Source organism: Advenella kashmirensis W13003 (assembly GCF_000506985.1).
Classification (GTDB): domain Bacteria; phylum Pseudomonadota; class Gammaproteobacteria; order Burkholderiales; family Burkholderiaceae_B; genus Advenella; species Advenella kashmirensis_A.
On the sequence record NZ_KI650982.1, the window covers coordinates 41,119 to 55,228 of the forward strand.

Below are 14,110 nucleotides of genomic sequence, written 5' to 3' on the forward strand. Positions count from 1 at the left end.
CGTGAGAACCTTAAATCAATTATCGATTCTTAGTAAATTAACTATCATTAAATTTACGACTCTCATCTTGCTCTGCATGGCGACAATGGGGCCGCCCGCGCACGCCTCAGAGCATTGGCCTCAACGACCGATCACATTCGTCGTACCCTACCCTCCTGGAGGTACTTCAGATATTGTTGCCCGAATTGTGGCAAATCGACTATCCGAAACCATCAAGCAGTCTGTCGTTGTTGAAAATCGCCCAGGGGCAAATGGCAATATCGGAGCAAATATTGTAGCCAAGAGCAAGCCGGACGGATATACTTTTCTGCTTTGCGACGTATCCGCACTTGCAGTGAGCCCAACAGTATACAAGTCACTCACATTCAATCCTGAAACGGATCTCACTTCTGTCGCAATGTTAAGTTTCTCGCCTTTCCTATTAGTAACCAATCCAGCTCTACATGTAAGTACGCTGCGGGCTTTAGTTGAGAAAAGTAAAGGCACAAATGCGGACTTCAATTTTGCAGCTACTTCCATAGGAAGCATATCCCATCTGACTGGCCTTGAAATAAAACAAAAAACAGGAGCGATCTGGCAGGATGTTTTCTATAAGGGCGGCTCTGAAGCCATTTCCGACACTATAGCGGGACACACTCAATTGCTTATCGCAGGTATACCCGTTCTTGCCCCGCATATCCAATCCGGCAAATTAACTGCATTGGGCGTGACCAGCGCCTCACGCATCGAACTCATGCCAAATGTGCCCAGTCTTGAAGAAAGTGGAATAAAAGGCTTGGAAGTTGGTGCATGGCAAGGGATATTTGGCCCCAGGCAAACTCCCAATGAGGTAGTTTCAAAACTGAACTCCGAAATTAATAATATATTGCAGCTTCCGGATGTTCAAAACAAGTTTAAAGAATTAGGTGCAGACACGAAGCCGATGTCTGTCGAACAAGTCAATACTCTATTCAGAGATGAAGCCAAAAGATGGTCCTCCGTAATTAAAAACGCTAATTTAAAGTTTTAGTGCCAAGGTGCATCTTGTCAATAGCGTAAATAGCGCAAGGCTCCTTTTGACAAGACCGCAACGCACCTCAGGTTTACCAGCGTGGCAAAATCGCTGCAGCATTGTGCCGGCAATTTTAGTGCGCAAGTCATCAGGTATATCCAGGGCCTTGAACTGCCCCACTGCATGTGATACGTTGAAGTAGCTATAGTCTGTGCCAAACAGTATATGATCGGGCTTCACCACCTTACGAACCAGGGAAAATGCCTCGGGCGCGTAAGCTTGTGCGCATTCGAAATACAGTTTCGAGAATTCCGAATACACGCCGTTGGGAAACATGGCCTTCATTCGTTCTGGCCCGACGCCTCTCCAACCCGAAAATCCTTGCATTCGTCCCAGAAGTATGGGCATCACGCCGCCGCCATGACAAAATATGAATTTGATATCAGGCATACGCGTTGTCTTCCATTGCAGCACCCACGGCTGATACATGACCGTTGAAAAACAAGCGTATAATTTTCCTCTTGATGGAGTCGCGCTGATGCCCTTCAGTGGAATCGAAAAACTTAAGATGAAGCTGCGACTATAAATTTCGAACTCACGACAGGACCGGGTAATGAAAAACAAGACACATAGTGCAGAGGCTCGCCCGGTCCCCGTCAATCTGCGCTTTGATCTCTCTCATCTTGAGACGTTCATTGCCGTCGCCCAGTTGGGCAGCTTCAGCCTGGCTGCTCAGCAGTTGCATATCACTCAACCATCAGTCACAAGCCGAATCCAGCGGCTCGAGGATATGCTGGGAGTAAAGCTGCTTATTCGAACTACGCGCAGCATCAAGGTTACGCCACAAGGAGCCCAATTACTTGATGAAGCGACGGCCACCCTCCAGGGGTTGCGCGACCTGGTGGAAAAATTTCGCCAACAGGCCGAATCGGCCCGTCAGCGGGTTGTCGTCGCTGCGACCCCCATGCTCGCAGCGATGACATTACCTCCGATCATTCATTCCTATTCAGAACATTTCCCCGGAGTCCAGATTGACCTGCGCGATTTACGCTACGAAGATGCTCTGAATTCATTAATGACTGGTGAAGCGGACATCGCCGTACTGGCATTGGAGGAAAACGATCAGCGTTTCGATTTCCAACCCATACGGGAGGACGACATGGTCCTGGTCGTACCGTCCGAACATCAGCTCGCCAGCAGGTGCGAGGTTTCGCTTGACGAAATCTCGGCGTTCCCGATATTAATGCTCGAACAATACGAACCGATGCTGGTGCGTATCAGTGAAGCGCTCAATCGACACGAACTGAAGCTCAAACGCGCTTTGTCCGCCGGCAATCTGGCTACCTTGCTTGGGATGCTCGACGCGAAAATGGGCATTACGCTTTTAACTCGCTCCATGGCGCGCCGGAGCCAGCAAGCCGGACATGTGGTTATTGAGCTCAGCGGCATCAGACTGACAAGGGCGTTCGGTATCGTGACGCGTCGCAACGCCAAACCCGGTACGACCGTACAGAGTTTTTGCCGGCATCTGAAACAGGCAATGGCGACCCCCCCAGCCATTATTTAATTCTGTCCATGCGTATTGCCCCAAACATAGATGGGCAGCCCGTTTGACAACTGCTCGCGTAGATACATTCCTTGCGGCCAACGACGGGATATGGCCCGTCTCGCATGGCCGATTTATAGAACAAACCTATAAATTGATTCGCATCCGCAATTTCTCTTTCAACAAGTCAAAGCCTACACTGCTCTCCATTGGCGCAATTGAAGCGTCGTACTGCACATACAACGGAGAACTCGCATGTCTGATACCGCTACTTTCGACCAGAGAACTTTGCGTAACGTGTTAGGCACATTCGTAACAGGAGTCACGGTGGTCACTACCCAGGATGCCGAGGGCAGACATTACGGGGTAACGGCAAACTCCTTCAGCTCTGTCTCGATTGACCCGCCGCTCATCCTATGGAGCCAGTCCAGAAGCTCCAGCAGTCATCCCGCCTTTCGCGATAGCGACCATTTTGTTATTAATATTCTCGCTGACAATCAGGTGGCCGTTTCGAATCATTTTGCGAAAAGTCGCGACGACAAGTTCGAAAATATCGCATTTGTAAATGGATTGGGTGGAGCACCCATCCTTGACGGATGCGCCGCGCATCTCGAATGCCGCAAAGTAGCCGCCTATCCTGGCGGCGACCATGTTGTTTTCCTCGGTCAGGTAGAAAGGATTTCTTCTCGCGGACAATGCAAGCCATTGGCATTCGGGGGTGGCCGGTACATGGTTGCCTATGCCCATGACTTAGGGCCGGTATCGCTGGATCTGGGAGGATCAGGCCTGGCTGATGTAGAGGCAATTCGCCTCGTTTCGGCTGCGCTGCCGGAAATCTGCGAACAGCTTGGGCAATATACCCTGTGCCTTGCAGTATGGGGAAACAGAGGCCCGACAGCCATCAGGTGGGAGCCCTCGCAGAACCCGGTAAGCCACAATTTACGCACCGGCCTGGTCATGAGCATAACAAGATCGGCTACAGGGCGCGCTTTTGCCGCTTTTCAGCCGGAAGAGATTATGGCCACGCTGATTGAAGAGGATCTGGCTGCGAGTTGCTGTGACACCAGCGAAGCACGCAAGCAGCGGCAACAATTCGAAGCTGAGGTTGAACAGGCACGCGCACATGGATTCGCACGCGCTGCCGCGGAGCGCACATCCCCCTTTCACGAAGTGGCCGTCAATGCTTTTAGCGCCCCGATTTTCAACGCTCAGGGACGCATGGTAATGGCCCTTTCGCTGACTTCACCGGCTGATCGGCTGCCGGCAGCAAGAGACGGCATCGTCCCGATCACGCTTGCCAAGGAGGCCACGACTTTATCGCAGAGACTTGGATGGCGCGTCGCTGCCTGATAGAGACACCATTTCACAAGGCGTCGCCCTGCCCGTGTTGTGCGGCGCAATACCATATCAACAGACATCCCACAATGAACATACCAAGGAGACAATATGATCACAAGACGAGGCTTTGCACAGGCGCTTGCAGCAAGCCCACTGGCACTGATGGCGGTGAAGCCGGCCAGCGCCAAAGAAGCGGCATCGGGCTACCCGTCCCGCGCAATTCGATTCGTGGTGGGATTTCCGCCAGGACAGGCTTCCGACGTAGGGGCCAGATTAGTCGCTGATGCGACCAGTGCGGTGCTTAAGCAAACGATATATGTTGATAACCGGGTGGGCGCTGCGGGCATTATTTCACACCAGTACGTTAAAAACGAGCCCGCAGATGGCTACACACTTTTGTACGGCTCGACGGGGACGCTTGCCATTAACCCGGAACTGTACAAGAAGCTTTCATACGACCCGTTAAAGGACTTCGAACCCGTCATTCTGCTGAATGTCAGCCCCATGTTCCTTGTGACGAATATTGACACACCCGTCCATAACCTCCAGGAGATGATCGCATACGTCAAAAGCAAACCTGGCGAACTCTCATACGGGTCCAGCGGCTATGGCGTCACGCAGCATATTGCAATGGAAATGCTGAAACGCCAGACGGGTCTGGACATGCTCCACGTTCCTTACAAAGGGTCGTCACCCATGATGACCGACCTCATTGGAGGGCGCGTGCAGTTTGCATTTGATACATCAACAGCGATCCTGCCCCATATTCGATCAGGACGAGTCAGGGCATTAGGGATCAGTGTCAGCGAGCGCCTGCCCCAGGCAAAGCAGATCCCTACTCTGCAGGAACAGGGTCTGACAAACTTTGAGGCTTCCACCTGGGCGGGTGTACTGGCACCGAAATCCACGCCCAAACAAATCATAGACAAATTAAACACCGCGCTGAACCAGGCGCTGAAATCGCGCGAAGCGATAGCCCACTATGAAACAGCGGGGTCGACAGTGCGCGGTGGAAGCGCAGAGGAATTCTCACAGTTTCTTGTCAGCGAGATCCACCGGTGGGGCGAGGCTGTCAAAGCGTCTGGTGCCCATATCGACTGACACGACGCTTGCGAAAATCTACTTAATTACCAGGAAAGAAAATGACAAAACCCAAACGCCAAATGAGCCTGATTGCATTCATGCAAGCTCAGAACTGCTCGAACTACGTGGGCTCGTGGCGCCATCCTTCATCAATGACCGACTTTACCTCGCCGGCTTACTATCAACGAATAGCGAGAACGCTGGAAGACGCGAAGTTCGATATGGCCTTCTTTGACGATCGATTGGCAATGCCTGATATCTATGGAGAAAATCACAGTGAAACGGTCGCCAACGGAGTGCGGGCAGTCAAGCTTGACCCCACGACTGTGCTGATGACGATGGCCGCAGTGACTTCCCGGCTGGGTCTGGGAGCGACATATTCAACCACCTATTATGAGCCATATCACGTTGCCCGCCTGTTTGCAACGCTCGACCTGATGACGGGTGGCAGGGTGGCCTGGAATGTCGTTACCTCACTCAATGATTCGGAAGCCGAGAACTTCGGTTACGAAGAACATTTGGAACATGACCTGCGTTACGACCGAGCCGACGAGTTTCTCGAGATCGTCACCGGGCACTGGGACAGCTGGGACGATGACGCACTGGAACTGGATAAACAGCAAGGGCGTTTTGCAGACCCGTCCAAGGTACGCCGCCTGGATTACAGAGGCAAATTCCTGCGCTCAAAGGGCCCCTTGACCGTGCCCCGTTCCGCGCAGGGTCATCCGGTTCTTCTGCAGGCAGGACAGAGCGGCCGAGGCATGGCATTTGCGTCCCGCTGGGCCGAACTCGTGTTTGCCTCCTACCCTTCGCTGGAAGCCGGACGCAAGCAATACGAATTTCTCAAGTCTGCCATAGAGAATGCAGGCCGGGACCCCGGCCAGGTCAAGATTGCACCGGCGGTCAAGATTATCGCAGCCGAAACCGCATCGCAGGCGCAGGAGCAATATGAATTGACCAAATCACTTGCGCGACCGATAGATTCCCTGGCGTTGCTATGTGAGGTTTTGAACGTCGACTTTTCGAAGCGGCCATATGAGCAACCTTTCTCCGATGAAGAACTCGCTGCAGTCTCATGGCACAGCCTTCGTGACAAGGTCATTGCAAAAAGCGGCAAGAAAAACCCCTCGGTGCGCGATTTTGTAGAGTATTCGGGCCGCGGTACATTGAACGAAGGCCCGACCTTTGTCGGCACTGCTACCCAGGTCGCCGACCAGATGCAGGAATGGTTCGAAACCGCATGCGATGGGTTTGTATTCTCTGCGACACACGTACCGGGTTCCTACGAAGATTTTGCGCGTCTGGTAGTGCCGGAACTGCAGCGTCGCGGCTTGTTCCGCACTGAGTATACAGGTACCACGCTACGCGACACCCTGGGTATAGAACGGCCCAAAGTGCATACGTGGGATCGTGCCAAGCAAGAGGTTGCGTGATGAAAAACGAGCTCAAAATCCTGACACCCCAGGGCATGCTTGGCTACGGCATTCCCGAAGAGCACTTCTGGCGTGGAATCGACGGTGGTGTAGACGCCATGATTGTGGATTCCGGCTCGACCGATCCTGGCCCTTACCAACTGGGACTGAGCCGCATGCTGGTTACGCGTGAGGCCTATATCCGCGATCTTTCCATCCTGCTCAAGGCATGCGCCGAACGCGGAATTCGACTATTCATCAGTTCGGCAGGCGGGCCCGGCATCGGCCAGCACGTTGACGAGATGATTGACATCATCCGGGACCTGGCACAGGACAAAGGTTATCATTTCAAACTTGCTGCCATTTATTCTGACGTGGACAAAACATGGCTTCGAGAACGCCTGAGCAATAATCAGGTACAGCCTTGTGGTCCACACAAACAGCTTACACTTGAGTCTATCGACTCGGCCGTCAATTTGGTCGCCCAAATGGGTGCCGAACCATACATTAAAGCCCTTAATGCGCATCCCGATGTGGATATCGTCATTAGTGGCAGGTCTTATGATCCGTCCCCTTATGCTGCCTTATGTCAGATGCACGATATCGATCCCGGGGTCTATTGGCATATGGGAAAAATCGTTGAGTGCGGGGCGAACTGCGCCGAACCAAAAGGCCGGGTGATCGTTGCCACTGTGCGGAAAGACAGCTTTGACCTCGAACCCATGAATCCGGCGGAACGCTGCACGCCGAGTTCCGTCGCTGCACATACGCTATACGAGAAATCACGCCCTGACCTGTTGCCCGGTCCCGGTGGGGAGCTCGACCTGACCGGTGCGCGCTACGAAGCCCTCAGTGATCGTAGCGTGCGCATCAGCGGCAGCGTATTCGAGCCGTCGTCGACATATCGCATTAAGATTGAAGGTGCGTCGATCATCGGGCATCGCACGATATTTATCGGCGGGATACGGGATCCGATTCTGATCGGTCAGTTGGACGATTTCCTGGACCGTGTGCGCGAGCGCACCGAAGCCACTTATCCTGAACTCAAATCCGGATTGGCCAACCTGTCCTTCCATGTCTATGGCAAGAATGGTGTGATGGGAGACCAAGAACCTCTGGTCAATGTGATTCCCCACGAAGTGGGTCTGCTCGGCGAAGTGACCGCGCCGACTCAGGAGCTCGCAAATGCAATATGCAGCAGTGCCCGTATCTCGGTCCTTCATATGCCTTACCCGGGACAGTTGGCGACTGCGGGAAACTTTGCGATTCCCCTCAATCCGCCGGAAAATCCAATTGGGCCTGTCTGTGAATTCTCGGTCTATCACTTGGCTGAAATCGACGACCCCGCCGACTTTTTTCCAATACGCTATAAGGAAATCTGACATGCCACACACGACTCTGAGAAAAATTGCTAAAGTTGTCCGCAGCAAAAATGCAGGTCCGTTCGAAATCACGTTTGATGTCATTTTCGATAATCAGGAAAAGTACGAACACGTAAAGCATAGTGATGCGCTGACGCCTGAAAAAATGGCGCTGCTATATGGCGTAACTGACGAGGATGTTCTCGTTTGCATGTTCTTTGATCCGGCGATGGCTTTCAAGTTGACATTGCGGCGCAGTTGGGGGCAAGGCACTGTCGGGGAACGGGACACGTTCGGAGCCCAGCAGCATGCCCCTCTTCTGGATATTCAGATTCCGGTCTGATTGGCAATCCACACCTTTTGATATTTTTCGTTTACCCATTTTGACTGGATATATTCAACATGACAGACACTGCCACAGCGATTCAGGCCACTTCAGCCCCGATCACCACTACCCAATCCCGGGAACTTGCCCGATTCATTCTCGATTTTTCCTGGAACGATGCACCGGCTGAGGTGTCAGACCTGGCGAAGGAGCATTTGCTGGACGCACTGGGCATCGCGCTGGCCTCGTCACGCTTCGATTTTGGCAAGGCGATTTTGCGCGGCGCACAAGATCTGGGCGACGGGACTGCTGCTACCGCCATTGGCAGTGGCGTGCGACTGCCTGCCGCATCGGCGGCCCTGGTCAATGGTGTACTTGCACACGGACTGGATTTCGACGACACGCATATCGGTGCAATCTACCATGCAACGGCGCCAGCGCTTGCCGCGGTTATGGCTGCAGGACAGGCCCATCACGCCAGCGGCGCCGACGTGCTGGCGGCCTTTATCGGCGCTCTGGAAATCGGCTGCCGTCTGGCAACCGTCGGCGCCGGCGACTTTCATGACCGCGGATTTCACCCCACGTCTTTATGTGGTACCTTTGCAGCCGCCGCGGCAGCCGGACGTTTAGCCAGCACAGACGAAGAAACCCTGGTGTGGGCACTCGGAATATGCGGCAGCCAGGCTGCCGGTGTCCTGGAACGGGGCACGTCGTGGCTCAAACGCCTGCATCCGGGCTGGGCAGCCCATTGCGGACTCTCTGCGATAGCGATGGCGAGAGCTGGATTCAGCGGACCCGACACCATGCTTGAAGGTCGTCGTGGTTTCTACTCCGCCCATATCGAGCGAATTCCTGAAGGCGACGACTTGCCCGCCCATCGCCTGGGCGAGCAATGGCAGACCCTGGGCATTGCCCTCAAACCTTACCCATGCTGCCACTTTCTTCACGCATTCATAGACGCTGCGCTGGCGCTACGCGGGCAATTTTCTGTCGATGATGTGATACGGATAGATTGCCCCCTTACACCCGCCCTGCACAAAATGGTTGCCGAACCTCGGTCCCGTTGCATTCACCCCGCCACCTCCTATCAGGCAATGTTCAGTGTGCAATATGCTGTCGCCGCCGCCCTGGCGCGGGGGCGAGTAGACCTGTCAACTTTCTATGACGAACCGCTGGACGCACCAGATGTATTGAATATAGCGGCTAAAACATATTGCGTGGCGGATCCCGCCAGCGATTACCCCATTCATTTCCCGGGCGAGGTGATCGTGCACTTGAAGGATGGACGCACGCTTCGCTGCCGAAAACCGGCAAGCCTGGGTACGCCTGATGTTCCGATGGACCGTGCTGCGATCAAAGCGAAGTTCCTCAAGAACGCGACCAGGGCAATCTCGCAGTCCGCAGCAGAGCAGTTGGCCGCTTGTGTTCTGGAACTTGAAAAACTCGATTCTCTGGAACCGATCATGTCGCTATGCGTGAGTGAAAGTGGGGATTGATTTTCTAAAAGCGCCGCCCCCCGGTTCCGCATGGCACTGAGCAGGGGCACCAGCGTTTCGTCTGCCGGAGCATACAAGTGTTCTTCCGAGTCTAAGTCATTTTTGCCATAAGCTCACAAAGCACTGCCCGGGCAGCTTCGGTTGCTCGCGTTACAGGGTAAGCGGTACTCCACACGATATTGATACTGCGACTCACTTGAGGCGAAGCAAGGGGAATATAAGCAATGCCATTGATCACGGCAGGAGCGGCCCCCAGATAAGGTCGAATCGAATAAACCTTATTTTGATGCATCAGCATGGTAATCAAATGCGCAGAATTGGTATTGAGAACTGGCCGCACCTCACTTCCGATACTGGCGGCGGCATGGTCGATCATTTGTCGCATCCTGTTAGGACGTAGCGTCAACGCAAGGGGATAGGCTAATGCCTGCTTGAGGGCGATCGTTTCCGGCAGCGTACCCAACGCCTCTGCTGCGCCGCATAAGCATAATATTTGCCGGCCACATTCTACCGTCTGCAAACTCGTGTCGTTCTGTCCTTCCGGTAAAAGACCTATCTGCGCGGTACCATCGTTGATCCATTGCTGAACGGAATGACTGTCCCCTTCCAGGACAGTGAGCCGGATGAGTGGATATTGGTCTCTGATCGCCGCAAAAAGAACAGGACCTAATTGCTCGACCAGGGCGTTCGGGACAGCGACCACCAGATCCCCTGAGGGGTCGGCTCCCACTCGAGCCATTGCCGCCTCGGCATCGGCAACGTTCTGGAAAATCCGGCGCGCGAATTCGATGAGCTCGCCTCCGGCCTGCATGAGAGTGACGCCGCTTGCCGTACGTTCGAACAGCACAACTCCCATAGCCTCTTCCAGCAACCTGATCTGTCGGCCTATCGCGGTTTGTGCACGAAGCAGCCTTGCGGCCGCCCGATTGATGCTGCCCTCCTCGGAGACAACCAGAAAGGCATGCAGGTGATCCAGATTGAGCGCCAATTGTAGTCTCCTGTGCGTCTGTATATTCGTTTGCAGAAAAGTAAGCGATTTTTTCGACATGGGTCCTGCGTCGATTGTTCTACCGCCCCCTCATATTACTCATTAGACTAATACTTTAGCTCATGTAAGGATTCATGGGTACGACAATAAAGGAGACTGTCATTATGAAAATGAGCCGTCGTCGCCTGCTCACGACCGTCATTGGGAGCGCCGCTTTCTATGCAATACCACGGATCGCCACTGCCAAAGACTACCCCAGCAGAGCTATCAAATTTCTCGTTCCCGTCAGTCCAGGCGCAGGGACGGACAGCGTTGCCAGGGTTATGGCCGATTATCTGTCCCGCAAGATGAAAAGCACATGGGTCGTGGAAAACCAGGGCGGCGCAAGTGGCCAAATCGCGACCCAGGCAACTGCGCGCTCACCCGCAGATGGCTACAACCTGATGCTGGGATATGTCAGCACTCATGGCACGCTTCCTGCCTATCGTAAAGTACCGTACGATCCAATAAACGATTTTACGCATATCGCAATGATCGGCGGTGCGCCAAATGTACTGGTCACCAATATGTCGGGGCCTGAAACTTTTGAAGAATTTCTAGAGCAGACCAAAAAGAACCCAGGTAAATACACTTACGCCTCTGCAGGCGTCGGGTCCATTACCCATCTCGTGTTTGAAGGGTTAAAACTGGGTACCGGAATTAATGTACTGCATGTACCTTACCGCGGCCTGGGGCCGGGCTTCAATAACATGGTGGCAGGACAAGTGCAGTTTGCCATGCCTGGCCTGGCAGGCGCCCTGCCATATGTGAATTCAGGCAGACTTCGTGCATTGGCAGTAAGCGGCTCACAGCGCGCTCCCCTCTTGCCGGAGGTAAGAACCCTCAAGGAAATAGGTATTTCTGACTTTGAAACCGTTCAATGGCTCGGCATCATGGGCCCGAAACGCATTCCTGGGGAGATCACACAGGCACTATGGTCTGCCGTCGATCAAGTCCTTGGTGAAAAGGAAGTCAAAGACCGCCTGGCAAATGAAGGGATAGCAACAATGCCAATGACGCAACGGTCTTTTTCCGGTTACGTGTCGGCCGATTTGGCACATTGGACGAAAATTGTAAACAGCCAAGGCTTGAGAGAAGCATAAAATGAAGTCATCGAATCCACATAAACGTCGAATCGCCATCATTGTGATGTCCGACGAACATTCCGGTCTTGCCTTATCCTCGGGCGGACATCCCTGGATCAAAACGCCATTCATGGACGACTTTGGGGCCAACAATACAAAATTTGCATCGGCCTACACAAACTCCCCCATCTGTATCCCGGCCAGAGCATCGTTTACAACGGGCCTCTATGCGCATGAAAGCCGGAACTGGGACAATGCGCTACCATACAATGGCACTCCCAAAGGATGGACTCATGCCCTCAGAGATCACGGCATCGACGTCACCTCAATCGGCAAGCTGCATTATCGCAGCGAAACTGAAGACACCGGCTTTACCCGGCAGATATTGCCCATGCACGTAGTCAATGGAGTTGGAGATTTATTGGGAGCGGTCCGGGACCCCTTGCCCGTTCGCCATAAATCGCGTTCCATGGCAGATGAGGTTGGCATCGGAGAAAGCAACTATACACGGTACGACAGAAATATTGCCGCAGCGTCAATTGACTGGATCAAAGATCATTCCGACCAGGATAACTGGGTCCTCTTTTCTTCTTTTGTCGCCCCGCACTTTCCATTGATTGCGCCAGAGCAATTTGCTTCCCTGTACCACTTGGAAGATATTCCCCTGCCAAAGCTGTCTCGCGCGGCAGATCGTCATGACCATCCCTGGATCGACAGCTTGCGAAAATGTTTCATTCACGACCAGTTTTTTGATGATCAACGCCGTCGGGAAGCACTGCTCAGCTATGGCGCCCTGTGCAGCTTCATGGACGATCATTTCAGGCAAATCTGTCACACCATCGAGACATGTGGACTGGCTGACGAGGCACTTGTCATTTACACATCCGATCATGGCGACAACATGGGCTCCAGGGGCTTGTGGGGAAAATCCACGCTTTACGAAGAAGCAGCCCGGATTCCAATGCTGATGCGTGCGCCGGGCAGTACATCGCCCAAAGTGGTCAACACTCATGTCTCGCTAGTGGACGTGGCGCCGACAATACTCGAGTGGATGGGCTTACCTATACCCGCTTCCCTGCCCGGTAAGTCGCTTTTGAGCGTTGCCTCGCAGCCAGACGATCTGGACCGCGCAGTTTTCTCTGAATATCATGCAGCCGGCGCAGAAACCGGCGCATATATGGTCAGGCAAGGCAAATGGAAACTGATCTATTACGTGAAGATGGAGCCAGAGCTATTTGACCTGGACAATGATCCTGAAGAGCTGAACAACCTGGCTCAGGACGGAAACCATGACAATATTGTGGCGCGACTGACTATGGAATTAAAAGGCATTGTGGACCCTGAAGCACAGGACGCCATTGCCAAGGCCGATCAGCGAGCGCTGCTTGATGAACACGGAGGCAGAGAAGCAGTCATTGCCCGGGGCGGTTTCGGCGCGACTCCGGCACCCGGTGCAAAAGCGCAGTTTCGTTAAATGTTTGCTAGCCTGACGAGCAACTCCAATGGTTTTAACGCATTGCCTATCGAAGTGCTCTGCCATGCACCTCATCGAGGTGAAAGATTACGCTAAATCCATACAACCTCGTCAATAAAGTGGCCTTTAAAGCCATGTACCGCAGCACAGGTACAATATTTTGCTGGCAGTGCAATAGCTGAGCAGGAAACTCATCTCGTGTATATCAAATCAATCGGTTTCTTGAAGTCATTTCACTGATACAGATTTTATTTCACTTGTACTTCAGGATTATTTTCAATGAAACTTAACCTATACGCCACCCCCGGTGCCTGTTCGCTCTCCTGCCATATTGTCCTGGAATGGATCGGTGCGCCATACAAAATCACTTATATTTCAGGCTCCGAGCGCAAAGAATCCGCGTTTCGCAAGATCAATCCCTCCGGTGCAGTACCCGTACTCGAAGCAGATGATTGGGTGCTGACCCAGAATATAGCGATTCTGAATTTCCTCGCGGACAGCTTTCCGGACACAAAACTTCATGGCGATAGCAGCGCCAAAAGTCGTGCAGAAGTCAACCGCGCGTTGGCGTTCGCATCCTCTGATTTGCATCCGGCTTTCAAACCTTTGTTTGGTACGACCGCTTATCTTGATGACGAAACTTCAATTGAAAAAACCAAGACCAATGCGCGCACCCAACTGCGTCATCTATTCGAAATAGTCGACGCAAGTTTGGCTGGTAAGGACTGGATAACCGGAGCGCGCTCGATTGCTGATCCGCTCCTCTATGCTATTGCACGCTGGACAAAAAACAAAGGCGTGGACGTGAATATCAGCGATCTGTCCAATCTCAACCGCTTCATGACCAATATGGACTCGGATGCGGGGGTGCAGAAAGCCATGCAAAACGAGGGTCTGGAGAAGTTTCATCGGCCAGACGCAGAATAGAATTACGGAGTACAGATCGGCATCAAGCCACGCACCAGGGCGGGG

At 53.2% G+C, this 14,110-nt stretch carries 13 protein-coding genes; 11 read left to right on the forward strand and 2 right to left on the reverse strand.

What is annotated here, in order from left to right:
• Window position 1: 1 nt before the first annotated feature.
• Complete coding sequence (locus W822_RS42165; RefSeq protein WP_051401842.1) at window positions 2-1,009, forward strand: Bug family tripartite tricarboxylate transporter substrate binding protein; 1,008 nt, start codon at window positions 2-4, stop codon at window positions 1,007-1,009.
• Here the strand turns inward: W822_RS42165 and W822_RS42170 are convergent.
• The gene (locus tag W822_RS42170) at window positions 998-1,441 is read right to left on the reverse strand and encodes an amidohydrolase family protein (protein WP_172642824.1); all 444 of its coding nucleotides are present in this window, start codon (window positions 1,439-1,441) and stop codon (window positions 998-1,000) included. The genes W822_RS42165 and W822_RS42170 overlap by 12 nt on opposite strands.
• Before the next feature lie 163 nt (window positions 1,442-1,604).
• On the opposite strand from W822_RS42170, the gene W822_RS42175 reads away from it, so the two are divergent.
• From W822_RS42175 to W822_RS42205, 7 genes are all read left to right on the forward strand, one after another.
• Window positions 1,605-2,558 (forward strand): LysR family transcriptional regulator, encoded by a 954-nt coding sequence (locus tag W822_RS42175; RefSeq protein ID WP_051401843.1) that lies wholly within the window; start codon window positions 1,605-1,607, stop codon window positions 2,556-2,558.
• 234 nt (window positions 2,559-2,792) lie between these two features.
• Window positions 2,793-3,887 carry a flavin reductase gene (locus W822_RS42180; protein ID WP_024006824.1) on the forward strand — a complete coding sequence of 365 codons (1,095 nt, stop codon included), beginning with the start codon at window positions 2,793-2,795 and terminating at the stop codon, window positions 3,885-3,887.
• A 96-nt stretch (window positions 3,888-3,983) separates the two neighbouring features.
• Window positions 3,984-4,976: a Bug family tripartite tricarboxylate transporter substrate binding protein gene (locus W822_RS42185; protein ID WP_024006825.1), complete on the forward strand. Its 993-nt coding sequence runs from the start codon at window positions 3,984-3,986 to the stop codon at window positions 4,974-4,976.
• Between the two features lie 41 nt (window positions 4,977-5,017).
• Window positions 5,018-6,391 (forward strand): LLM class flavin-dependent oxidoreductase, encoded by a 1,374-nt coding sequence (locus tag W822_RS42190; RefSeq protein ID WP_024006826.1) that lies wholly within the window; start codon window positions 5,018-5,020, stop codon window positions 6,389-6,391.
• The gene (locus W822_RS42195; protein WP_024006827.1) at window positions 6,391-7,752 is read left to right on the forward strand and encodes an acyclic terpene utilization AtuA family protein; all 1,362 of its coding nucleotides are present in this window, start codon (window positions 6,391-6,393) and stop codon (window positions 7,750-7,752) included. The genes W822_RS42190 and W822_RS42195 overlap by 1 nt, the downstream gene beginning before the upstream one ends.
• Before the next feature lies 1 nt (window position 7,753).
• Window positions 7,754-8,074: a DUF4387 domain-containing protein gene (locus W822_RS42200; RefSeq protein WP_031243495.1), complete on the forward strand. Its 321-nt coding sequence runs from the start codon at window positions 7,754-7,756 to the stop codon at window positions 8,072-8,074.
• A gap of 59 nt (window positions 8,075-8,133) precedes the next feature.
• Window positions 8,134-9,552: an MmgE/PrpD family protein gene (locus W822_RS42205; protein ID WP_024006829.1), complete on the forward strand. Its 1,419-nt coding sequence runs from the start codon at window positions 8,134-8,136 to the stop codon at window positions 9,550-9,552.
• Window positions 9,553-9,643: 91 nt separating this feature from the next.
• Here W822_RS42205 and W822_RS42210 read toward each other — a convergent pair whose 3' ends face one another.
• Window positions 9,644-10,540 carry a LysR family transcriptional regulator gene (locus W822_RS42210; RefSeq protein WP_024006830.1) on the reverse strand — a complete coding sequence of 299 codons (897 nt, stop codon included), beginning with the start codon at window positions 10,538-10,540 and terminating at the stop codon, window positions 9,644-9,646.
• Window positions 10,541-10,704: 164 nt separating this feature from the next.
• On the opposite strand from W822_RS42210, the gene W822_RS42215 reads away from it, so the two are divergent.
• From W822_RS42215 to W822_RS42225, 3 genes are all read left to right on the forward strand, one after another.
• Window positions 10,705-11,682, forward strand: coding sequence for a Bug family tripartite tricarboxylate transporter substrate binding protein (locus W822_RS42215; RefSeq protein WP_031243501.1), 978 nt, complete (start codon window positions 10,705-10,707; stop codon window positions 11,680-11,682).
• A gap of 1 nt (window position 11,683) precedes the next feature.
• Window positions 11,684-13,138, forward strand: a complete 1,455-nt coding sequence (locus W822_RS42220) for a sulfatase family protein (protein ID WP_034280894.1) — start codon at window positions 11,684-11,686, stop codon at window positions 13,136-13,138.
• 279 nt (window positions 13,139-13,417) lie between these two features.
• On the forward strand, window positions 13,418-14,065 hold the full coding sequence (locus W822_RS42225; protein WP_024006833.1) for a glutathione S-transferase family protein: 648 nt from the start codon (window positions 13,418-13,420) through the stop codon (window positions 14,063-14,065).
• Window positions 14,066-14,110 lie beyond the last annotated feature (45 nt).

Excerpts from the sequence above, each read along its gene's own strand:
- W822_RS42215 (WP_031243501.1), top strand. The coding sequence starts at position 10,705 with ATGAAAATGAGCCGTCGTCGCCTGCTCACGACCGTCATTGGGAGCGCC.
- W822_RS42170 (WP_172642824.1), bottom strand. The coding sequence starts at position 1,441 with ATGCCTGATATCAAATTCATATTTTGTCATGGCGGCGGCGTGATGCCC.
- W822_RS42175 (WP_051401843.1), top strand. The coding sequence starts at position 1,605 with ATGAAAAACAAGACACATAGTGCAGAGGCTCGCCCGGTCCCCGTCAAT.
- W822_RS42200 (WP_031243495.1), top strand. The coding sequence starts at position 7,754 with ATGCCACACACGACTCTGAGAAAAATTGCTAAAGTTGTCCGCAGCAAA.
- W822_RS42190 (WP_024006826.1), top strand. The coding sequence starts at position 5,018 with ATGACAAAACCCAAACGCCAAATGAGCCTGATTGCATTCATGCAAGCT.
- W822_RS42180 (WP_024006824.1), top strand. The coding sequence starts at position 2,793 with ATGTCTGATACCGCTACTTTCGACCAGAGAACTTTGCGTAACGTGTTA.
- W822_RS42205 (WP_024006829.1), top strand. The coding sequence starts at position 8,134 with ATGACAGACACTGCCACAGCGATTCAGGCCACTTCAGCCCCGATCACC.
- W822_RS42185 (WP_024006825.1), top strand. The coding sequence starts at position 3,984 with ATGATCACAAGACGAGGCTTTGCACAGGCGCTTGCAGCAAGCCCACTG.
- W822_RS42220 (WP_034280894.1), top strand. The coding sequence starts at position 11,684 with ATGAAGTCATCGAATCCACATAAACGTCGAATCGCCATCATTGTGATG.
- W822_RS42225 (WP_024006833.1), top strand. The coding sequence starts at position 13,418 with ATGAAACTTAACCTATACGCCACCCCCGGTGCCTGTTCGCTCTCCTGC.
- W822_RS42195 (WP_024006827.1), top strand. The coding sequence starts at position 6,391 with ATGAAAAACGAGCTCAAAATCCTGACACCCCAGGGCATGCTTGGCTAC.